Consider the following 21,151-nt stretch of genomic DNA (forward strand, 5'->3'; position numbering starts at 1 on the left):
TAATTCAATGGGTATGGGGAAATACAGCATGAATAGAAAACCGTTATTTAAATTACAGCAGTCGGTACCACAAATATTACTCGCCATGAGCGCATCAGCTGCGCTAGTTGGTTCGCTCTCAGTAAATGCTGCAGAGCAAGACACCATAGCAGAAGAAAACATCGAACAAATAAGCGTAATTGGCTCTCGCCGATTAGGCCGTACAGTAGAAGACAGCGCAGTACCCATCGATATAATTGGTGCAGATGCACTTAAAAACTCAGGCTTTACTGAAACGAATGCCCTACTTAGCAATTTATTACCTAGCTTTAACTTCCCGCAAGCATCACTTACTGATGGTAGTGACCATGTACGCCCTGCTCAACTTCGTGGCTTAGCACCCGATCACACTTTAGTACTTGTTAATGGTAAGCGCCGCCACAGTAATGCATTACTTAACTTAAATGGCTCAACAGGTCGTGGTTCATCATCAGTTGATTTAAATGCTATTCCAGCAAATGCTATCGACCGCATTGAAGTATTACGTGATGGTGCAGCAGCCCAATATGGCTCTGATGCTATAGCCGGTGTTATTAATATTGTGCTTAAAAGTGCCAGCAGCGGTGGCTCAGTGGCGGCTATATATGGTGCTAACGTAACCGAAATGGACGGTGTACCACAGCTTGAGTCTGTATCTGAAGGCAGTGATGGTAATTTAGCCTTTACCGAAGGGGGCGATCGCTCTTTAACAGACGGCCAAACACTAACGCTGCAAGGTAATATGGGTTTTGAACTTGGCGATAATGGCTTTTTAAACATTTCAACAGAATACCGCGACCGCCATTCAACTAACCGCTCTGACTACGATAATCGTGAAAACTACGCACGATTAGATGATGGCTCTCTCGACCCACGTGAACTTACCGTAAATCGATATAACCATAACTTTGGTAATGGCGATGTAGAAGACTTTTCAGTGTTTTATAACGCGGGGTATCAATTAACAAACGAAGTAGATTTATATTCGTTTGGCTCTTACAGCAAACGTGAAGGCGAAGGCGGCGGTTTTTATCGCCGTGCAAGCGATAGCCGTAATATAGAAGAAGTTTATCCTGATGGCTTTTTACCTGTTATCACCTCAGACATAGATGACTTTTCACTGGCACTTGGCGCTAAAGGTTTTGTAAGTGAATGGAATTACGATGTATCGGCCGTATATGGTCAAGATGCATTTGAGTTTGGTGTTATAAATAGCTTAAATACCTCATACGGCCCGACTAGCCAAACAAGCTTTGATGCCGGAACACTTACCTACGATCAACTTACCTTAAACGTTGATTTTAGTCGCGAAGTGGACGTCAGCTTTTTAGAAAGCTCGGTAAGTGTAGCTGTAGGTGCTGAGTATCGCCGCGAAGGATACCAAATAGATGCAGGCGAAGAAGCATCATATGCACAAGGAACATTTGGCCCAGGAGGCGCAGTAACCGACCCAGTTGATGGCCCATTTGGCGCAGCGGGCGCACAAGTATTCCCAGGGTTTACACCCGAATCAGAGGGCGATAATAGCCGCCATAACGTGAGCTTGTATATAGACCTTGAAACCTACCTAACCGACGATTGGAATTTAGCGGTTGCCGCCCGTTATGAAGATTACTCAGACTTTGGCGATACACTTAACGGTAAAATTGCAACTCGTTATTCATTAACTGAAGACCTAGCACTACGCGCCTCTGTATCTACTGGTTTTAGAGCACCCTCTTTGCAGCAACAATACTTTACCTCAGTAGCCACTGTATTTGTTGATGGCGAACCAACCGAAACAGGTACGTTCGCACCAAGCAGCGATGTAGCAAAAGCACTGGGCTCACCTGGTCTTGATGCTGAAGAAGCAACAAACTACGGCGTTGGTTTTACATGGTCTACCGACTTTAATTTCAGCTTATCGGTTGATTACTACCAAATATTAATTGATGACCGCATTGTGTTATCAAACAACTTATCGGGCGATGCTATTGCCGATTTACTTCAAGGCACAGGCGCTAACCAAGGTCGTTTCTTCTTAAATGCAATTGACAGTAAAACCCGTGGTGTGGATGTGGTTGCCTCATATAATGTAGCAACTGATGGTTATGGCGATTTAGCCTTTAACCTAGGTTACAACTACGGTAAAAATGAAGTAACAAATATTATCGACCCACCAGCAGAGCTTCAAGGTGCAGGGTTTGATCAAGACAACTTATTCTCAGGCACTGAGCTACGTCGTTTTGAAGTAAGCACACCGCGTAATAAGTACAACTTAAGCGCAACATGGACTAACGACGATATTCGTACCACGCTTAGAACAACGCGTTACGGTGAAACTCAAGACCCTTCAGATATCCCAGAACGTAACGAAGTGCTTAAGCCTAAATGGATAACCGACTTAGATGTCGCCTACTCGCTTAGTGAAAACTTATCGCTGAGCTTAGGGGCTAATAACATTTTTGATGTTTACCCAGATGCAACCCGTGAAAATGTTGACGATGTAACCACCTTCTCTCGTTTATTTGCTTACTCTAGCTTCTCACCGTATGGATTTAACGGACGCTACGTGTACGGTAAAATAGAAATGAAGTTTTAATAAGCGCAGCTTAAAGTAACCAAACACGCAAAAGCCACCGATTAGGTGGCTTTTTAATGCAAGTTGCTGATAAATCTATAATTAGATTTTAGTTAACCAGCCATGTTTGTCTTCACTTTTACCCCATTGAATATCGTTCAATGCTTGGCGAAGGCGTGCAGTCGTTGGGCCTGGCTCGCCAGTACCTACTTTGTATTCTTTGTCATTATGAATAAACGTACCCACAGCAGTTAGTACAGCTGCAGTGCCTGAAAGCGCCGCTTCAGTACCTGGTTTAGCAGCACGCTCTAATAGCTCAGTAACGCTAAAGTTACGTTCGCTTACCGTCATACCTAAATCTTTTGCAATGGTTAAAATACTATTACGCGTTACACCATGTAAAAACGTGCTATCAAGCGCTTTAGTAATAATTTCGTTGCCATCAATAAGTATAAAGTTAGCAGCACCGGTTTCTTGTACGTCGCCACCTGGGCAAAATAAAATTTGATCTGCTTGATACTTAGTTCGTGCAGCACTAATAGGTGCTAGAGCACTGGCGTAGTTACCACCACTTTTTACCATTCCCATGTGCGGGGCGCAGCGCATGCCATCTTCTTCAAGCAGTACACGCAGTGCAGTTGCACCACCGGCAAAGTAATCACCTACTGGCGATAGTAACGTGTACAAAAGCGAGCTCATTGATGGCGCTGCTGCTTTACCAATTGCAGCCTCAGTACCAATGTGCGTTGGACGAATATACATAGAGCCCGGCGGTAATGGCGTTTCATCTGCGTATTCGCGCATAATATCGATAATCATCGTTTTTAGCATATCGCTGTCAAAACTCGGTAAGCTTAATAGCGCTGAGCTTTGTTGCATGCGTGCAATATTTGCATCCATTCTAAAAAGATAAACAGAACCATCTTCATGGCGAAAGGCTTTTAAGCCTTCAAAACATGTACTTGAATAATGAAGAACGTGCGCACCAGCATGAAGTTCAAGTTTATCGGAAGGGACAATTGAGCTTTCGCTCCATTTATTATCAGAAAAACGAGCTTGAATCATCTGCGGCATAAACACGGTACCAAATGCGGCCATTTTAATCTCTCTTGTGTGGTCTATTTTCCTCCATTGTATGACAATCACACGCTATTTAACCATAGCTAAAGTAAGGCTTTTTTAATTAACTATGAGAAATTTTTGCAAGTGCTGTTTACTAATTAACCGCACGGGGTGCTATAAACAAAAAAATCGGCTAATGCAGTTGCACTAGCCGATTCTTAAAGGTGAATAATTTACTTGAACGAATATCTAATAATACGTTTTAACACCGAGCTATACTGTTTAAAAAAGCTACCTGTATGGTAATCAATACCGTGTTTTTTCAAAACGGCTTGTACTTGAGGTGCAACTTCTTGATAGCGCGAAGACGGCATATCTGGAAATAAGTGATGCTCTATTTGGCAGCTCAAATGCCCCGTTAAAACATGAAACCAATGCGACCCTTTAATATTAGACGAGCCCAGTACTTGGCGATAATACCACTGCCCTTGCGTTTCGTTTACGCAGTCTTCTTGTTTAAAAGTTTGTGTTTCTTCTGTAAAGTGACCACAAAATATTATGGTTGATGTCCATAAATTACGGATTAAGTTTGCTACTAAATTACCCGCCAATACCCATAAAAATAAAGGCCCTGCAAGTAACGGAAATATCGCATAATCTTTAATTAGTTGGCGAGCGCCTTTACTAAAAAAGCGTTGCTTTAATGTAGAATGTGATACAAGCCCTTCGCGGTTTTCTTTCTTTTTACCAATAAAAACACGCTCTGCAGCCAACTCGTGATACGACACGCCCCACTGAAATAACACACTTAAATTAATATACGTAAAAAACTGCCATACATTTTTAAAACGCCATTTAAAATCATCGCTTAAACGCAACAAGCCATAACCAAAGTCTCTGTCTTTGCCAATAATATTAGTATAAGTATGGTGCTCAAAATTATGTACGCGGTGCCAACTTTGCCCGTCGCACGCTATGTCCCACTCATAATGTTGTGAGTTAAGTTGCTTGTCGTTCATCCAATCGTATTGACCATGCATTACATTGTGGCCAATTTCCATATTGTCTAAAATTTTAGCAAGTGCTAATAGCAATACACCTGCAACCCACAATAATGGCTGAATAAAACCAAGCATTAGCAAAATTCGCCCGCTCCATTCACACACTCGCTGTTTGCGCACAACAGAGCGAATATAGTCAGCATCTTGTTGGCCAACTTTGCCAAGGGTGTCCATTTTAATGGCATCTAGCTCGCTTGCGAGCATGTCATAGTTAATGTTTTTCATAATTGTAACTCCAAATCACTAACAGGTTGGCTTACGCAAAGTTGTATTAATTGCTCGCCGTTGTCACTCAATTCACCTGTTTTTAAATTACGTACCACGCCTGACTTTTTAATACATTGGCATTGATGGCAAATACCAATACCGCAACCGCGTTTAACGGGGAGCTTTTTTTCTTCAAACTGAGGTAGTAAAACATCGTTGCCCGATACAACATGGGCACTGGCGTTAATTTTTACATTAAATTGGCTATCGTCGTTTAAGGTAGGCAGCGCTAAACCAAATGCTTCTTGGTAATAATTTAGCTTATGCGTTTTAGCAAAATCGCTCACCGTTTGCATAAATGCTGCAGGGCCACAGCAGTAAATGTCTGGGTTTTCCCACGGCTTAATATTGCTGGTTATATCGCTTGATTGCTCACGCGTTAATAATAAAAACGAAAAATGCTCAAATTGCGCTGCCAACTCACTTAGCTCATCAACACATTGATGCTCAGTGGCTTTTGCGTAATACACTAACGACACTTTTTGCGTAGTTTGGCTTAAGTAATCATCAAGCATAGCCAGCATAGGTGTTATACCCGACCCACCGGCAATAAAAGTGGCTGGCGTGTGTGTGTTTTTAAATACAAAGTCGCCACTTGGCGCAGAAATATTGCACCACAAACCCGCTTTTAATGCGCTACTAAGTAAGCCAGTAAAGCGCCCTTGCGTATTCGTTTTAATTAGTAAGCGCACTAAACCTGTATTTTTAAATTGCTGAGCGCTTGAGGCCACGGTAAAAACGCGTGTTAATAATCGCCCATTAATTTCAACCGTTAAACTTATATGTTGCCCTGACGTATGCGCCCGCCATTGTTTACTAGGCTTGAGTTGCACACTTAAAAAACCGCCATCAAGCACAGCGGTACTAACTACTTGCGCTCTAAACTGCCCTGCACGCCACGCAGGTTTAAACACCTGCATTACGGGCTCTATGTAGCCTGCAAAACTTTGATGGTGTAAAAACCATTTTGAAAATTGGTTTAATACTTGAGTCATCATGGTTAAATCTCTATCAAATCTTAATTACTTTGAACTTACACGTGTACGCCCAAACTTCAGCGCACAAGTGTACGCTCAAATTTTAAGTTTTCAACCCCAATAGAGTAATTATTCAATTTTTATTAGCGCAATTTACTAAAACAATTTCCTGTGATGAGGTAATTTTAAAACATATAAGTGTGTGTTTTTCATTCAACTCAGCACTTAACAAATTTATTTATGCCATGATAAGGTTATGTAAGATTGGATTAATTTTGGAAGCCATAATGATAAATTTAAGGTCACATAACACTCACCCTAAACTAATAAGTGCAGGCTTAGCCGTTGCTATATTTGCTACTAACGCACCCGCGCATGCAAAAAGCGATTACGTAAAAAACTATAAGCAGCTCGATACTTTATCGCTTAGCGTTAACGCAGTAACAGCGGCAGAAGGTGTAGTTATACCTTGGGCTATTGAGCCTTTAGCTAATGGTGATTTACTAATATCTGAGCGCAGCGGAGCGTTATTTTTATTACCTAAAAATACCACTAAATTAACTAAGGTTTCAGGGCTTCCCGACATTGACGCTAATGGCCAAGGTGGATTACTTGATTTATCACTACACACCGATAGTAAGCAAAACCAATGGCTATACTTTAGTTACTCAAGTAGTGAGGGCAAAGGAAGCGGAAGTAACACCGCTTTAATGCGCGCCAAGCTAAGTAGCGATCATACGCAGCTGTCTGATCAGCAATTGCTATACAAAGGCGAGCATAATACTACCAAAGGCCAGCACTACGGCAGCCGTATTGTATTTGATGATGAAGGTTATGTTTATTTTTCAATTGGCGATCGCGGCTCGCGCGACATAAACCCGCAAGATCTCACTCGCGATGGCGGTAAAATTTATCGCTTACACGAAGATGGTCGTATCCCAAGCGACAATCCGTTTGTTAAACAAAAAGATGCAAAACATGCGGCATGGTCTTATGGGCACCGTAATCCACAAGGCATGTGGTTTGATAATCAAAATAATATTTTATGGTCCCACGAGCACGGACCACGCGGCGGCGATGAACTTAATATTATAAAAAAAGGCGCTAACTACGGATGGCCTTTAGTAAGTTATGGCGTTAACTACAGCGGTACCAAGTTTACAGACCTTAAAGAAAAAGACGGCATGCAATCGCCCGTATTACATTGGACCCCTTCAATTGCCCCTTCCGATATGTTGTATGTAACGAGTGATAAATACCCAAAGCTTAAAGGTAAGCTATTATTAGCATCAATGAAATTTGCATTCATTAGCGCACTGGAGCTCTCAAAAGGTAAGGTTGTTAAGCAATATAAAATACTCGATGGAATTGGCAGAGTACGCAGCCTAGCCCAAGGCAGTGATGGTTTTATTTATTTAGGTATTGATGGCCAAGGTATTAAACGCCTAGAGCCAGAAAAATAAACACTAGCACTAGTACACAAAATTACACCGTGTTTACTTTGCGCTTTTAAAGCGCAAAGTAAACATTTTCACCAAACAAAGAACTATTAAGCCCATTAATGCGTACACTAACTACATATAATTTAATAAATTAAGAGAATACTAATGTTTTCATTTTTAAAGCCTGATCCCGTAAAAAAACTGCGTAAAGAATACGATGTAAAACTAGAGCAAGGCATGCAGGCACAAAGAAAAGGCGACATTAAAAGCTTTGCCATGTTGAGTGCAGAAGCCGAAAAAATTTGGAGTGAAATAGAAACTCTAGAGGCTAAAAAAGCCAAATAACACCAATCGTGTTAAGTTATTAGACATTTATAGCGACGGATAAATAGAGTGATAACAAGGCATAAATTTCGACATGTAGTTGTTCTAAACGAGAAATTTATAACGCCGTTAACGCTTTATTTAGCACGCTAGAAAGGCTAAATATTTAAGTCGATTGGTATAAGTACATCGTGTCTGCCCTATTTTAAAAGCAGGAAGACACGTTTAGTAAATAATTCATGACCTCGCTTTACTGCTTCCACCAACCCTAAACCCCCTTCTATAATATGTTTACACAAACAAGTGTGCTTAAAGCGGTTACTTACGTTATCGCTGGCGTTTATTAGTGACTATTAAATGATTTAAAATCGGATTTGGTTTTCATTTTAAACATTTTATTGCTGAATTTATGTACCGCGCTGGCGTTTTCCTCCTAAGTAAATAAATGAGGACGTTTTCCTTTTTTCTGAATATTGTTAAAACAACATCCCAACTTAAAGTTTAATACTCGCAATGTGTTACAGGATTTGTTATTAATATTAAAAATAATTAAGAGGACATGCGTTACTCATAAAAAGAGGAAAGTGTCCTCTGATAAAGCTATTATGTTTTAGGAGAATGTGTTGAGCAACTTAGCATTAGATACATTGATTGAAGTAGGGTTATTAAGTGCCCAAGGGGCAATCTGTGACATATCTTCTTTGCCTGATCATGAGGTGTCTAAACGCATATCTGCCTATATACAGTCAAGAGCAGTACAATTTCCCTTAGAGTTAAAGAATGTTTCAGTATCAGGTCGGTTAAGTGGTTTATACAGCTCTACATCAGTTGATTTAACTAATTCAAAAATATTAGCATCGGCGTTAATATATGAGTCTCAAATAATTAATGACCCATTAATGGTTAGAGGTGACATTAGATATAAAGATCTAATTGAAGGGCTTAATTTATTTTCGTATTTTTTTAAATTAATCCGATCTGACATTGTAAAGGTTTATCCGTTATTAGATCTGGTTCAGCCTAATGAAAATGAAATCCCAATTTTAGCTTCTGATGATGCTTTTAAATCATCAATCCCCGAAAAAATACATGACTATATTCATAAAAATGCAGTACAAAAATCTGTCATTCCAAATGAAAATGGTGGTATGTATTTGCTGTCTGAACTTGCAGATGTAAATCGTCGAATGGCTTTAAATGTTAGTTTTAAGAATGATTATTGGCAAAATGGAACAAGCCTTTATTTATTTCAAACAGGTGTTACTGAATCTGATATAGATAACTCTGAAATATTGAAATTGAAAACCAAGTGGGATCCTAAAGGGACATTAAGCAAAGAGAAATTTGATTTTTGGTCTTATCAAACAATCAATCAAGCTATGCGATCACGATTAATTGGAATATCTACTGAATCAAGCATTTCTCAAAAGCTGGGACATACTTATATAACTGAGTCACCATTCGAAGCTAAATTATTAAATATGACAACTGAGAGGAATCCTAACCAAGGAGAGGAGGCAAAAGGCTTTTTCGATGCTAATGGTACTCTGTTGAATATTGATAGCCCAGAAACAATACTTGCACTTCGTACAAAAGACCCTCAACTATATCAGCGTTTTAATGAAACTTTACTAGACCTATCAGGAGAGCTTTCTGGCTATGAAGGTGAAGAATTCAATAGGAGAGCTAGGAGGTTATTTTCTAATGAAATTGAACCTCAAATTAAAGAAGTCAGTAATAGCCTAAGTGCCATGAAATCAGGCTTTACTAAAGGTTCATTAGTAAGTTTAGGCGGGTTGTCTGCATCAATTGTCAGTGGTGGTTCAGCCATTCCTTTTTTAGCTATGTTAGGACTCGGCGTTGCAAGTGGTTTTACAGAGTCTTTATCAGGAGTTTCTCAATATCAAAAGCTGAAAAAGACACCTGCTTTCATATGGCATCGTATGAAAAAAACATAACAAGAACATTAGACGGAATTTGTTCTTCGCTCCCGTTTATTAGGTATCACGATTGTTTTTACCATACACATTCTCAGGATTTATTTGCATTAGCAGTGCGGGGTTATCTATAGGTTTAAACCCGTATTGCGCATAAAGGCCGTGGGCATCCGATGTCGCTAATAAAAAGCGCCTGAGCCCTTGCAGCTCAGGGTGCTCTACTATCGTTTTAATAAGTAACTTACTCAGCCCATTTCCTTGCAAGTGCGGGGCAATAAATACATCGGCTAAATAAGCAAAGGTTGCTTTATCGGTCACGACTCGGGCAAAGCCAACTTGCTCGTTATGAGCGCTGTAAACACCAAAGCACATTGAGTTATCAATAGCCGATTGCATCACACTTTTAGGAATGCCTTTGGCCCAATAGCTATTAGCAATAAAGTTATAAATAACGTTAAAGTTAAGTTTGCTTTTGTCTGTGCTAATTGAGTAATCACTAGTGTTTACTGTCATAAGTTAATAGTCTTTTTTATCAATGTTTTTATAAGCGTTTATATAACTTTTTCTATAAATAATCTTTAACGTTTTTTAGCTGTTTGTCGTGTACTTTTGAAAGTACTAATAGCGAGCAAATAGCCCCAAATAACGCCAGTCCCATATCTGATTGGGTATCCCACACGTAACCTTGCGTGCCTAAAAATGCTTCTGCGTTTTCGCCGCTTAACACTGCAACCCACCACTCTATTAATTCGTAAAAGGCGCTAAATGCCAAACATACCGAAATAACAAAGGTGATTAACCAGCCTCGACCATTTACTACTTTTTTGCGCAGTAAAATTTCGCGTGCTAGTAGTGCAGGTACAAACCCTTGAAAAAAGTGCCCTACTTTGTCGTAGTTATTACGCTCGCTACCAAATAGGTTGTCGAAAAAAGGGACTTCGGCGTAGGTGTAATGCCCGCCAATCATCAGCACAATGCAATGCGCTAAAATAAATGTATATAGAATAGGAGTAAGTTTAAAGTGACTATAGGTACTTGCTAGCAGCACTAAACCAATAATTGCGGGGATAACTTCAAGCAGCCATGTAAATTGATCTTTTGGGTTAATACCAGACCAAATTAATACAATAAAAAACAGGCTCAGCCATAAATACTTCATTTAGAATCCTTTTCTAAATTGATCAAATTTACGGCATTTTACGCCTTTGAAATAAACGACGCTACCTATAGTTTGTTTTTGCTGTAATGCGATTAAACAAAGTAGGAAAAAAGCGCTTAATTGTGGGCGCCCAACCACTTAAACCTTTGCCAATAATCACTTCGTCTTTTTTATCGCTAATGGCACGAATCATTTTTGAAGCAGCTACACTTACATCCATGCCATTTTCTATCGACTCTTCTGGTTTATTTTGCGCTATGCCTTGCTCGTTTAATGAGTTATGCGCAATTGCTGTTTTAATAGAGCCTGGGCAAATTGTTAAACAATGAATATTATGTTGTGCTACTTCTGCACGTAGGCAATCCATAAAACCAACAACCGCATATTTAGAACCCGAATAACCCGTTCTAAATTTTGAACCTACTTTACCCGCCACACTACTAATAGACACAATTGAACCACTGCGCCTTGCCACCATAGTAGGTAATACAGCTTTAGTAAGTGCAATTAAGCCAAAGTAATTAACCTCCATTAATTGGCGATACACGTTAAAATCGTTTTCTAAAAATAAGCTACGCTGCGATACGCCGCCGTTATTAATTAAAATATCAATTGCAGGAAGCTCGCTCATTTTTGCTGTTATTGAACTCAGTACATGCTCTGGCTGAGCTAAGTCCAGCGGCATAACTAAGTGCCCTTCACCTTTAAGCGTTGCTTTTAAATCGTTTAGTTTATCTACATTGCGCGCCGATAAAATAACGCGCGCTCCAAGCTCGCCAAATTGTATAGCAAGCTCTTTACCAATACCTGACGATGCCCCGGTGATCCACACGGTTTTATTATTATATTGCATGCGTTATCTGCCCTTTTATTGTTATTTATTAGGTTTTATAAAGGTACTTAGTAAAGTATTTTACGCCTTTGTAGGACCTGCTATTGCGTTTACTTCATCTTCTAATGTTTTGTAAAAACCCATTAAAAATAGTAGTTCAACAGTTACGTACAAAGGGCCAATAATTAAACCAATTAGGTCATCTACAAACGCCGGTTTTTTACCTTCGTAATAGTGCCCAATAAACTGTAATACCCAGCCAAATACAAACACACCTACGCCAATACTCAACCAAGGCCAAAACGCCATTGCCGCAATAGGCTGAGCACCAACAAGGAGTAAAGTGAATATCACGGCCATAATAAAGCCAAGCGAAAAGCTCAGCATAAAATAATAAACAACCGACGCTAATACAAAAAGTTGTGCACCATCAATTACTACACTACCAAGGGGTATTTGAATGCGCGCTAGTAAACACAACGCTGCAAATACAATGAGCGGAATACCAATGAAGTGCGTTAGTACATTACGCTTAGAACGATGATACAAACCATATTTACCAAGTTGCTGTTGAAGTGTTTTCATTGTTTTGCCTTTATTTTTATATATAAAACTTACTTTAGCAAAAGTAAGTACAGCAAAAATGTCAGGTATCCGACATTTTGTAAATTAAACAAATGCAGAAATTATTTTACCCAGCTCATGCTCACCTTTCATATCCGTTCGCTCACGCCCTTTTTGGTACTCTTGCTCGAGCATTTTTTGAAGTTCCTCTATTTTATCAGCAATTGTGCTAGGGTCTGCGCCCTTACTTTGCTGTTCTTTCATGAGCTCTTCTATTGTTGCTTTTAGCTCGTCTATCTTGTTTTTGTTTACGCCTAAGCGCTGATAAACCAGTGCTTCTTGGGCACTTTCTAAAAACGTTGGTTCTTTAGGGGCTGAACTAATGCCTTTAGCATCATTTGTTTTTTCGTTAGGGAGGGGATTAGTTGCCGCAACTTCGCTTGGACCTGCCGCTTTATTTACTGTAGAAGAGTTATAATTACTATATTGATTTTTAAAGGTTATTGTAGTCATTAGCTCAAATCCATTGTTGCGTTACATTATCTGTAGCAATTTTGGTTCCAACTAAATAAAGCAGCCTCTATTTAAGCCTGTGTAGCAAGCGCCTGTAACTTTTGTTTATCTAAAACTGTTATGCGTTGATACCCCAAACTAATAGCTTGTAAGCTAACAAGCTGTTGCAGTATTTGATTAATAGTTTGGCGCGTTAGGTAGGTCATATCAGCAAGTTGCTGCTGAGATAAAACAAGTGGTGTTAAGTGCTCTGTATGTTCGCTAAGCATTAAAAGTCGATTGCATACTTTTTGCTCAGCACTAAGTAATGCGTGATCTTCCATTGAGCTAAACATTAGGCGTAACTTTTGTGCCAGCAATAAACCAAACTCTTGCCAATATTGTGGCTGTTCGTTTAATAGCTGTTCAAGCTCGCGTTGGGGCACGTAAAAAAGCACAACATCAGTTTGTGCATATACATCATGAGTACGTAGGCCACCATCAAACAAGGTAACTTCGCCAAACCACAGTGATGAATCAATAAAGCTCAGTACGGCTTCTTTGCCTTCGTTACTTACGCCACTAATACGTACCACGCCGCTAAGTACTGCATAAATTCCATCGTGCTTATCACCACGTAAAAATAATGATTGCTGAGCCTTTAGCGAGAGCGTTTTGCCCTGCGTTAATAAAAAGCTTTTTAAGTAAGCGCTACGGTTTTTAAACCAATGCCCTTGCTCTATAACGTTTTGCTGCTGTGGAGTCATTATTTACTGCATTTGCTTATTAAATGGCTGTTTTTCGCTAACCAATTTTTTAGGGAAATTTAAATCGGTTGCTATAACAAAATCATCGTAAGGATCATTACCCGAAAACAACTCAGTTATTAATGTATCGTTTTTATAAACATTAACGGTTACACCACTGCCCATACCGCCTGAGTTAATAATATAGTAGTGATATTCGCCGTTACTAAAAAATAAAATACTCTCGCCAATACGCCCTACTTGCCTGTAGTAACTGCCAAATGGTGCATCTGGTGTAGCTTCTTTTTCAAGCCCTATGTCATTAACTCTACCAAATCGATAACTAAGCGATGAGTCATCTTTTGCAACGCAAATAGAAAGCACTTTATCGGTAGGCTCTAACTTGTAGGCTGTATTTTCATCTGGGTTACGCACAACTTTATGCATTTTTGCGTTAATGTAGGCTGCTTCATTACTTTTACAATGTGTTGCTAGCATACCGACCACTAAAGCGGGTTCGTTTGTTTGAGCTGCTGAAGGCGTGTTTACTTTGAGATTAGAGGGTGAGTTACTTACATTATTATTTAGCTGAGGACTACCTTGAATTGCCATACTTTGATCGTCACAACCAAACAGAGCAAACAAGAAGAAAGAATAAAAGCTCGCTAAAAATTTAATGCGCATAATAAAATCCATCTATGAGAGAGCCTTTAAAATAGCGATAAAACTAGCGACTCGCAACACCTTATGCGCAATACTTTATAAGTTTATTTTTAAACCATCTTCTGCAAAAACTACGTTACTTTTTAGTGATTTAATTAACGATTTTTTAAACAACTACTGGTTTTTAATGACCGATTCATAAACTGAGTTAGAACCGCCGCTTGATGCGATTGCTTCAATTGCGTTGTACATAATCACTACATCGGCATTTTCGCTAAGTTAGCAAATGTACCTATTTTTTGTTGAGTGACCAACGGCCGATTTATTAATTTTAGCTAGTATTAAAAGCTGATTTAAACACCTTATAAAAATATGTAAATAACTAAATTAATCAATAATTGGTTTTCTTATAATAAAATGTTGTTACCGCACTATTTCAAACGGTTTTTTATAACCAATTGTAATTTATAATTTAAATAAAATTAAATCCAAAAAACATACATTTTAAAAACAATTTAGTCTCATTTTATTAAAACAACAGTTGACCCTATTCAAAATATAAACTAGCATTTCTGGAAGCGCTTCCACAAAGTCTAGTCAAACAGATCTTTCTGGAAGCGCTTCCACACATTTGACAATGTTTATAACTACACAATAACAGCCCCATACAAGCTGTTAATAATAATGATAAAAGCGCGAGGGAAACCGAATGTCCAACCATATTGTAAGAAAAACAAAGATAGCGACCAGCCTATCTCTGATTTTAGGCGCATCAATCTCTTTGCCTGTATATGCACAAGAAGCAAATACAGATGTTGAAGTAATCCAAGTTACTGGTTTTAAAAGCAGTATTAAAGAGTCGACTCGTTTAAAACGCGACGCCGCCGGTGTTGTAGATGCAATATCAGCTGAAGATATTGGTAAATTCCCAGATACCAACTTAGCCGAGTCGCTACAGCGTATTACGGGTGTGTCGATTGATCGCTCAAATGGTGAAGGCTCTAAAGTAACGGTTCGTGGTTTTGGCCCCGACTACAATATGGTAACCCTAAACGGGCGTACAATGCCGGCGGCATCTTTGCCTGCAGGCGGTGGTACACCCAGCTCTCGTGCTTTTGACTTTGCAAACTTAGCGTCTGATAGCGTTAAATCGGTTGAAGTATATAAAACTGGTAAAGCAAGCATTGCATCAGGTGGTATTGGCGCAACAATTAATATTAATACCGCTCGCCCACTCGACAACCCAGGCTTTGTTTCAAGCATTGGCGTAAAAGCATTACACGACTCAACAAACCGTGTTGGTGATGACATAACACCAGAGCTTTCGGGCTTAATTAGCTGGACCGACAGTGAAGCTAAATTTGGTGCCTCGTTAACTGCAAGCATGCAACAACGCGATAGCTCATCAACAGGTGCATTTGTAAATCAATGGAATACATCAGCTTTTGACGGCACAATCCCACAAGCTGCAGACGATATTGTTTTAACTAATGCACCCGCCGTTGGCCAGCTTTATTCAATGCCATCAGATTTGCGCTACACCATTGCCGACAGAGAACGTACTCGTACAAACGCGCAATTAACGCTGCAATACAGCCCTATTGACGATTTAACAGCCACGCTTGATTACACATATTCTAAGCAAGATTTATTCGAAGCCCGTGCTGAGCAATCAATTTGGATGGATAACTACAAAAGCGCGCTAACATTTGACGACAACACGGTAAAAACTCCTATTTATTACCGAGAAGAACGTCGCGATCAGCAAACACGCGATTTAGGTTTAGCGTTTCAAGAGCTAAACCAAGTTAACCAAAACGACTCTATTGGTTTAAACGTTGAGTACTATTTCAACTCAGAATTAAGCTTTATGTTTGATGCGCACAATTCAAAAGCCACTAGCAAACCAGATGCACCTTACGGCAGCTGGGTAAACGCAGGCTTAGGCGCAAACGTAGTTAACGCACAAGAAGTTGATTTTAGCCGCGAGCTTCCATCAATGAGTATCGATTTTGATGATTGCCGCCGAGATAACCTAAATTGTAATAACACGTTAGATGCCTCTGATGTGGGTACGTCTATTTTAGATTCTAACTTTGCTCGCCAAGAATCTGAAATCACAGAATTTAGAATCCATGGTAAATACGAAATTGAAAACGGTGCAATTGACTTTGGTATAGAGTCTCGCTCTATGGAAAGCCATTCACTGCAATCACTTACACGTAATACAATGGGTAACTGGGGTATCGAAAACCCCGGCGAACTACCTGATGGCTACCTAAACCCAACAAACTTTTTAGCTGAGTTTGACGACTACGATACATCGGGCTCGTTCAACCAAGGTTATACCGGCAGCGCATCGCAAATTGGTTACTGGGCAGGTGAAGAATACGGCTTTAACTTTGCAGCCGATGGCGCATTTGCAACAAACCGCACCATTGAAGAAGACATAACCGCTGCGTTTGTGCAATTTACTTACAACGGTTACATTGGCGATATGCCATACAACATTGTAATTGGCGCGCGCCAAGAGTCTACCGACATTACTTCAACGGCTAATATCGATTTACCTAACGCAATAGCGTGGGAAGGTAATAACGACTTTAACGTTCGTTTTGGCTCGGCTAAAGAAGATTTCACGCTTAAATCTAGCTACGATCATTTTTTACCAAGCTTTGACTTTGACATAGAAGTAATCGAAAACGTAAAAGCGCGTTTTTCTTATAGCACGACAATTGCTCGCCCAACTTACGACAACTTAAGTTCAGCAGCGACTGTTGGTGTACCGGGTGCCCCTACTCTTTTAGCCGGTTCTTCACCAGCTACAGCGTCAACGGGTAACCCTGGTTTAGTGCCGCTAGAATCTGATAATATTGATGTATCGGCTGAGTGGTACTTTGCAGAAACAAGTTATGTGTCGGTAGGTTATTACACTAAAGACATCGAAAACTTTATTGGTTTAACACCAATGACACAAAACTACTACGGATTACGCGATGCAACAGCAGGCCCTCGCGCTCAAGCTGCCATTGCTGAGCTAGAATCTCGCGGACTTGCTCTAACCGACTCAAACTTATTTCAAATGGTTGCCGCAACAGAAAATGGCGTTGATTTTGACTCTATGACTTACGAAGAGTTTGAAGCCGCTTACGATGTAATTGCTAACAGCGACGACCCATTACTAGAATTTACAGCGCAAGTACCTACCAACAATAAAAATGCCACCATTGATGGTTTTGAAATTGCCTTTCAGCACTTTTTTGGTGAAAGCGGTTTTGGTGTGCAAGCAAACTACACCACAGTTAATGGCGACATAGACTTTGATGTAAACGCTGACCCTACTACAACACAATTTGCACTAGTGGGTTTAAGCGATACAGCTAACTTTATTGCAATGTACGAAAACGATGATTTTCAAGCACGTATTGCTTACAACTGGCGTGATAAGTTTTTAAATAGCGCAGCTCGATACGTAAACGAGCCAGGCTTTACTGAAGAATATTATCAAATCGACTTTAATGTTGCGTACAACTACAGCGAACAACTATCGTTTTTTGTTGAAGGCCTTAACATTACTGAACAAAACAGCCGCGAACATGGCCGTACGTCAGTACAATTGTGGAACCTACAACAGCTAGGCGCACGTTACAATATTGGTATGCGTTACAACTTCTAAAGGTAATACAAAGTAAAGCCGTTAGTTTTTACTAGCGGCTTTTTTGTATTTAAAACAGTATTAATGCTAGTTTAATTGTTATCAACTTTAGGGTGTTAACTCATGACCAAACCAATAACAAAAATAGTCGTTTTAGGTGGTGGTACTGCCGGCTGGCTAAGCGCAGGCTTATTAGCCGCCGAACACCCGCACCTTAATGTAACGTTAGTGGAGTCAGCAAACGTGCCTATATTGGGTGTGGGCGAAGGAACGTGGCCGTCAATGCGTAATACCTTACAGCGCATTGGCATTAAAGAAATTGATTTTATAACCCAGTGCGACGCGTCATTTAAGCAAGGTTCTAAATTTATAAATTGGCGCAACCTCAGCGAGGGAGAAAACTACTACCACCCTTTTATGAATCCACAAGGCTACGAGCACACTAATTTACACGCCAGCTGGCAACGCATTGCACCTGATCAAAAATTTGCCGACGTTGTTAATATGCAAAGCTTTGTATGCCAAGCAGCACTAGCACCAAAGCAATTACAAACACCCGAATATGCAGCAGTTACCAACTATGGTTATCATTTAGATGCGGGTAAATTTGCTGAGCTTTTAAAAAATCACTGCGTTAAAAACCTAAACGTTACACATATTTTTGACGATGTAACCGAGGTTATTAACGACGAACATGGCTATATTGCTTCATTAAAAACAAATAATAATGGCGATATAACAGGTGATTTATTTATAGATTGCTCAGGCTCTTGCGCTCGTTTAATTGGTGAGCATTTTAATAGTGAGTTTATAGCGCAAGATCATATTTTATTTAATAACAGCGCTGTAGCGGCGCAAATACCTAATGCACACATCAATCAACCAATTGCCTCTGCTACGCTATCTACAGCGCAAAGTAACGGCTGGATTTGGGATATAGCCCTGCCAACACGCCGTGGTACAGGTTATGTATTTAGTAGTAAATATCAAAGCGATGAAAGCGCAACAAATACACTAAAAAGCTACATAGCCAAAAGCACCAGTGAGCAACAAGCTGAGCAACTTACCTACCGTGTATTAAAATTCAGCCCTGGTTACAGGCAAAAATTTTGGATTAAAAACTGTGTTGCCGTAGGTATGTCAGCTGGCTTTTTAGAGCCACTTGAAGCGTCAGCACTTGCTATGGTTGAGCTTTCAATTAGCATGATAAGCGAGCAACTACCGCAAAACCGCACCCACATGAGCCAGCTTGAAACGCGTTTTAATGAGCGTTTTAGCACTCGTTGGCAGCGCGTTATTGAATTTTTAAAACTTCATTATGTACTAAGCGAGCGCGACGACACTCCTTATTGGCAAGATATTAGTAATTTAAATACCGCGCCCGAGCGCCTGCAAAACTTACTTAAACTTTGGCAATTTCAGCCCCCTAGCCGCTTTGATTTTATTGAAAACGAAGAAGTGTTTTCATCAAGCAGTTACCAATACGTTTTATATGGCATGGGCTTTGATACACAAACAGTATCTGCACAAAATACATTTAACGACCCACGTGCTGGGGATTACTATTATCAGCAAAATCGCGAAAAAATAGCGCAGTGTTTAAATGGACTGCCAAGTAATCGCGCGCTTTTAAATCACCTTTTATCAAACAATGGGCAGCCACATAATGACTAAAAAAAACGCTGTTAAAAACGTAGTAATTGCTGGAGGCGGCACCGCTGGTTGGATGGCCGCAGCAGCACTTGCTAAACTAGTTGGCAACAATATAAACATAACCCTTGTTGAATCTGACGATATTGGCACTGTGGGTGTTGGCGAAGCAACAATTCCGCCTATTCGTACATTTCATAAATTGCTGGGTATAAACGAGCAAGCATTTATGAAAGCCACTCAAGCAAGCTTTAAATTAGGTATTAGCTTTGAAAACTGGGGCGATGAAAACACGCATTATATTCACTCATTTGGCGCAACGGGCAAAGAATGTTGGGCGGGTGAATTTCATCACTTTTGGCTGCAAGGTAAAGCACTCGGAATAAACAACCCATTTGGCGATTACTGCTACGAACTGCAAGCGGCTAAAGCCGGTAAATTTGCGTTTAATCAGCAAAACCCCATTAACTATGCCTACCATATGGATGCCACGCGTTACGCGCAGTTTTTGCGTGAATTTTCAGAGCCACTGGGTGTAAAACGCATTGAAGGTAAAATACAAAAAGTAGTAAAAAAACCTAAAACAGGCCATATAGAATCACTTACTTTAAATAATGGCGAGCATATTAACGGCGACTTCTTTATTGATTGCACCGGCTTTAGAGGCTTATTAATAGAGCAAGCATTACATACTGGCTACGAAGACTGGTCGCATTTACTACCGTGTAACAGCGCCATTGCGGTGCAAACAAAATCAACCAGCGATACCGTATTGCCACTTACCCGCTCTATTGCCCATAAAAGCGGCTGGCAATGGCGTATACCGCTGCAAAACCGTGTCGGCAACGGATTAGTTTATTGCAGCCAATATATGGATGACGAACAAGCCAAAGCGCTATTATTAAATAACATTGAAGGTGAGCCGCTTACAGAGCCCCGTATTATTAAATTTAAAACAGGGCGACGCTTAAAAGGCTGGAACAAAAACTGCCTAGCGCTTGGCCTTGCTAGCGGTTTTGTAGAGCCACTTGAGTCCACCAGCATTCACTTAATTATGTCGGGTATTATTCGCTTTATGCGTTTATTTCCGTTTAATGGCATAACTAATCACGCCATTGACGAATACAACAAACAGCTTAAAAGCGAAATTGAAAATATTCGCGACTTTATTGTGCTGCACTACAAAGTAACTAATCGCGATGACAGTGAGTTTTGGCAGCATTGTAACGCCATGGAAGTGCCAAAAACACTTCAACATAAAATTGATTTGTTTAAACAAACCGGCCGTGTATTTTTAGATGATGGCGACATTTTTAGAGTCGATTCGTGGGTACAAGTTATGCTTGGCCAAGGTATCGAGCCTAATCAACATCACTTAATAGCCAGCATGATGAGCGATGAAGAACTCACCCGTTTTTTACACGGTATTAAGCAACAAATAGAGCAACGCGTAAGCCAATTACCATCTCATCATGAGTTTTTAAAACAGTATTGCCCAGCATAAAAAAGCCCTTATTAGGGCGTGTTGTTCTTTGGTGGTTGAATTTGCAGCAGCATATTTGGTTTTTAGGCAAGGCAGAGCCTATGTAGTGTGGTTATTCCCCATAAATAGGCGATAACGTAGCATAAATGCCAAACATGCGCTGCCCGTAGGGTTCTGCCTAGGGGCAATTTACTCTTTGTTGCTCGGTTTTTACTTAGCCCACTAGGTTACAAACCTCGCGCCGCGATTAAATTGCCCC

At 40.1% G+C, this 21,151-nt stretch carries 17 protein-coding genes; 7 read left to right on the top strand and 10 right to left on the bottom strand.

Going from position 1 to position 21,151, the window contains the following annotated elements; genetic code table 11:
- Positions 1 to 28 precede the first annotated feature (28 nt).
- Positions 29 to 2,599 (top strand): TonB-dependent siderophore receptor, encoded by a 2,571-nt coding sequence (locus I6E69_RS14820; RefSeq protein ID WP_197121553.1) that lies wholly within the window; start codon positions 29 to 31, stop codon positions 2,597 to 2,599.
- A gap of 81 nt (positions 2,600 to 2,680) precedes the next feature.
- Here I6E69_RS14820 and I6E69_RS14825 read toward each other — a convergent pair whose 3' ends face one another.
- The 3 genes from I6E69_RS14825 to I6E69_RS14835 all read right to left on the bottom strand — a co-directional run bounded on the left by I6E69_RS14825 (position 2,681) and on the right by I6E69_RS14835 (position 5,966).
- The gene (locus I6E69_RS14825) at positions 2,681 to 3,682 is read right to left on the bottom strand and encodes a branched-chain amino acid aminotransferase (RefSeq protein ID WP_257983256.1); all 1,002 of its coding nucleotides are present in this window, start codon (positions 3,680 to 3,682) and stop codon (positions 2,681 to 2,683) included.
- A gap of 191 nt (positions 3,683 to 3,873) precedes the next feature.
- Positions 3,874 to 4,926: an acyl-CoA desaturase gene (locus I6E69_RS14830; protein WP_188162067.1), complete on the bottom strand. Its 1,053-nt coding sequence runs from the start codon at positions 4,924 to 4,926 to the stop codon at positions 3,874 to 3,876.
- A complete protein-coding gene (locus tag I6E69_RS14835; RefSeq protein ID WP_197121554.1) occupies positions 4,923 to 5,966 on the bottom strand; it encodes a flavin reductase family protein in 1,044 nt (347 codons plus the stop codon). The genes I6E69_RS14830 and I6E69_RS14835 overlap by 4 nt, the downstream gene beginning before the upstream one ends.
- Before the next feature lie 266 nt (positions 5,967 to 6,232).
- On the opposite strand from I6E69_RS14835, the gene I6E69_RS14840 reads away from it, so the two are divergent.
- The 3 genes from I6E69_RS14840 (at position 6,233) to I6E69_RS14850 (ending at position 9,669) form a co-directional block, all read left to right on the top strand.
- A complete protein-coding gene (locus I6E69_RS14840) occupies positions 6,233 to 7,408 on the top strand; it encodes a PQQ-dependent sugar dehydrogenase (RefSeq protein WP_197121555.1) in 1,176 nt (391 codons plus the stop codon).
- Between the two features lie 144 nt (positions 7,409 to 7,552).
- On the top strand, positions 7,553 to 7,732 hold the full coding sequence (locus I6E69_RS14845) for a DUF6435 family protein (RefSeq protein WP_007375469.1): 180 nt from the start codon (positions 7,553 to 7,555) through the stop codon (positions 7,730 to 7,732).
- 602 nt (positions 7,733 to 8,334) lie between these two features.
- Complete coding sequence (locus tag I6E69_RS14850; RefSeq protein ID WP_101162976.1) at positions 8,335 to 9,669, top strand: hypothetical protein; 1,335 nt, start codon at positions 8,335 to 8,337, stop codon at positions 9,667 to 9,669.
- 39 nt (positions 9,670 to 9,708) lie between these two features.
- Here the strand turns inward: I6E69_RS14850 and I6E69_RS14855 are convergent, their stop codons facing one another.
- The 7 genes from I6E69_RS14855 to I6E69_RS14885 form a co-directional block, all read right to left on the bottom strand.
- Positions 9,709 to 10,161: a GNAT family N-acetyltransferase gene (locus I6E69_RS14855; protein ID WP_197121556.1), complete on the bottom strand. Its 453-nt coding sequence runs from the start codon at positions 10,159 to 10,161 to the stop codon at positions 9,709 to 9,711.
- A gap of 52 nt (positions 10,162 to 10,213) precedes the next feature.
- Entirely contained in the window at positions 10,214 to 10,807 is a 594-nt protein-coding gene (locus I6E69_RS14860) for a DUF2238 domain-containing protein (protein ID WP_007583339.1), read from the bottom strand.
- 61 nt (positions 10,808 to 10,868) lie between these two features.
- Positions 10,869 to 11,660: an SDR family oxidoreductase gene (locus I6E69_RS14865; RefSeq protein ID WP_197121557.1), complete on the bottom strand. Its 792-nt coding sequence runs from the start codon at positions 11,658 to 11,660 to the stop codon at positions 10,869 to 10,871.
- 60 nt (positions 11,661 to 11,720) lie between these two features.
- On the bottom strand, positions 11,721 to 12,224 hold the full coding sequence (locus I6E69_RS14870; RefSeq protein WP_010553511.1) for a DUF962 domain-containing protein: 504 nt from the start codon (positions 12,222 to 12,224) through the stop codon (positions 11,721 to 11,723).
- 84 nt (positions 12,225 to 12,308) lie between these two features.
- Positions 12,309 to 12,716 carry a hypothetical protein gene (locus I6E69_RS14875; protein WP_197121558.1) on the bottom strand — a complete coding sequence of 136 codons (408 nt, stop codon included), beginning with the start codon at positions 12,714 to 12,716 and terminating at the stop codon, positions 12,309 to 12,311.
- Between the two features lie 71 nt (positions 12,717 to 12,787).
- Positions 12,788 to 13,462 (bottom strand): Crp/Fnr family transcriptional regulator, encoded by a 675-nt coding sequence (locus I6E69_RS14880; RefSeq protein WP_197121559.1) that lies wholly within the window; start codon positions 13,460 to 13,462, stop codon positions 12,788 to 12,790.
- 3 nt (positions 13,463 to 13,465) lie between these two features.
- Positions 13,466 to 14,125: a hypothetical protein gene (locus I6E69_RS14885; RefSeq protein WP_231619799.1), complete on the bottom strand. Its 660-nt coding sequence runs from the start codon at positions 14,123 to 14,125 to the stop codon at positions 13,466 to 13,468.
- A gap of 688 nt (positions 14,126 to 14,813) precedes the next feature.
- On the opposite strand from I6E69_RS14885, the gene I6E69_RS14890 reads away from it, so the two are divergent.
- The 3 genes from I6E69_RS14890 (at position 14,814) to I6E69_RS14900 (ending at position 20,913) form a co-directional block, all read left to right on the top strand.
- Positions 14,814 to 17,780: a TonB-dependent receptor gene (locus I6E69_RS14890; protein ID WP_138489246.1), complete on the top strand. Its 2,967-nt coding sequence runs from the start codon at positions 14,814 to 14,816 to the stop codon at positions 17,778 to 17,780.
- 102 nt (positions 17,781 to 17,882) lie between these two features.
- Complete coding sequence (locus tag I6E69_RS14895; protein ID WP_197121561.1) at positions 17,883 to 19,433, top strand: tryptophan halogenase family protein; 1,551 nt, start codon at positions 17,883 to 17,885, stop codon at positions 19,431 to 19,433.
- A complete protein-coding gene (locus I6E69_RS14900) occupies positions 19,426 to 20,913 on the top strand; it encodes a tryptophan halogenase family protein (RefSeq protein ID WP_197121562.1) in 1,488 nt (495 codons plus the stop codon). The genes I6E69_RS14895 and I6E69_RS14900 overlap by 8 nt, the downstream gene beginning before the upstream one ends.
- Positions 20,914 to 21,151 lie beyond the last annotated feature (238 nt).

The sequence above is a fragment of the Pseudoalteromonas sp. NZS100 genome (assembly GCF_015864815.1).
In the GTDB taxonomy this organism is placed as follows: Bacteria; Pseudomonadota; Gammaproteobacteria; order Enterobacterales; family Alteromonadaceae; genus Pseudoalteromonas; species Pseudoalteromonas distincta.

Excerpts from the sequence above, each read along its gene's own strand:
- I6E69_RS14820 (WP_197121553.1), top strand. The coding sequence starts at position 29 with ATGAATAGAAAACCGTTATTTAAATTACAGCAGTCGGTACCACAAATA.
- I6E69_RS14830 (WP_188162067.1), bottom strand. The coding sequence starts at position 4,926 with ATGAAAAACATTAACTATGACATGCTCGCAAGCGAGCTAGATGCCATT.
- I6E69_RS14835 (WP_197121554.1), bottom strand. The coding sequence starts at position 5,966 with ATGATGACTCAAGTATTAAACCAATTTTCAAAATGGTTTTTACACCAT.
- I6E69_RS14840 (WP_197121555.1), top strand. The coding sequence starts at position 6,233 with ATGATAAATTTAAGGTCACATAACACTCACCCTAAACTAATAAGTGCA.
- I6E69_RS14845 (WP_007375469.1), top strand. The coding sequence starts at position 7,553 with ATGTTTTCATTTTTAAAGCCTGATCCCGTAAAAAAACTGCGTAAAGAA.
- I6E69_RS14855 (WP_197121556.1), bottom strand. The coding sequence starts at position 10,161 with ATGACAGTAAACACTAGTGATTACTCAATTAGCACAGACAAAAGCAAA.
- I6E69_RS14860 (WP_007583339.1), bottom strand. The coding sequence starts at position 10,807 with ATGAAGTATTTATGGCTGAGCCTGTTTTTTATTGTATTAATTTGGTCT.
- I6E69_RS14865 (WP_197121557.1), bottom strand. The coding sequence starts at position 11,660 with ATGCAATATAATAATAAAACCGTGTGGATCACCGGGGCATCGTCAGGT.
- I6E69_RS14870 (WP_010553511.1), bottom strand. The coding sequence starts at position 12,224 with ATGAAAACACTTCAACAGCAACTTGGTAAATATGGTTTGTATCATCGT.
- I6E69_RS14875 (WP_197121558.1), bottom strand. The coding sequence starts at position 12,716 with ATGACTACAATAACCTTTAAAAATCAATATAGTAATTATAACTCTTCT.
- I6E69_RS14880 (WP_197121559.1), bottom strand. The coding sequence starts at position 13,462 with ATGACTCCACAGCAGCAAAACGTTATAGAGCAAGGGCATTGGTTTAAA.
- I6E69_RS14885 (WP_231619799.1), bottom strand. The coding sequence starts at position 14,125 with ATGCGCATTAAATTTTTAGCGAGCTTTTATTCTTTCTTCTTGTTTGCT.
- I6E69_RS14890 (WP_138489246.1), top strand. The coding sequence starts at position 14,814 with ATGTCCAACCATATTGTAAGAAAAACAAAGATAGCGACCAGCCTATCT.
- I6E69_RS14895 (WP_197121561.1), top strand. The coding sequence starts at position 17,883 with ATGACCAAACCAATAACAAAAATAGTCGTTTTAGGTGGTGGTACTGCC.
- I6E69_RS14900 (WP_197121562.1), top strand. The coding sequence starts at position 19,426 with ATGACTAAAAAAAACGCTGTTAAAAACGTAGTAATTGCTGGAGGCGGC.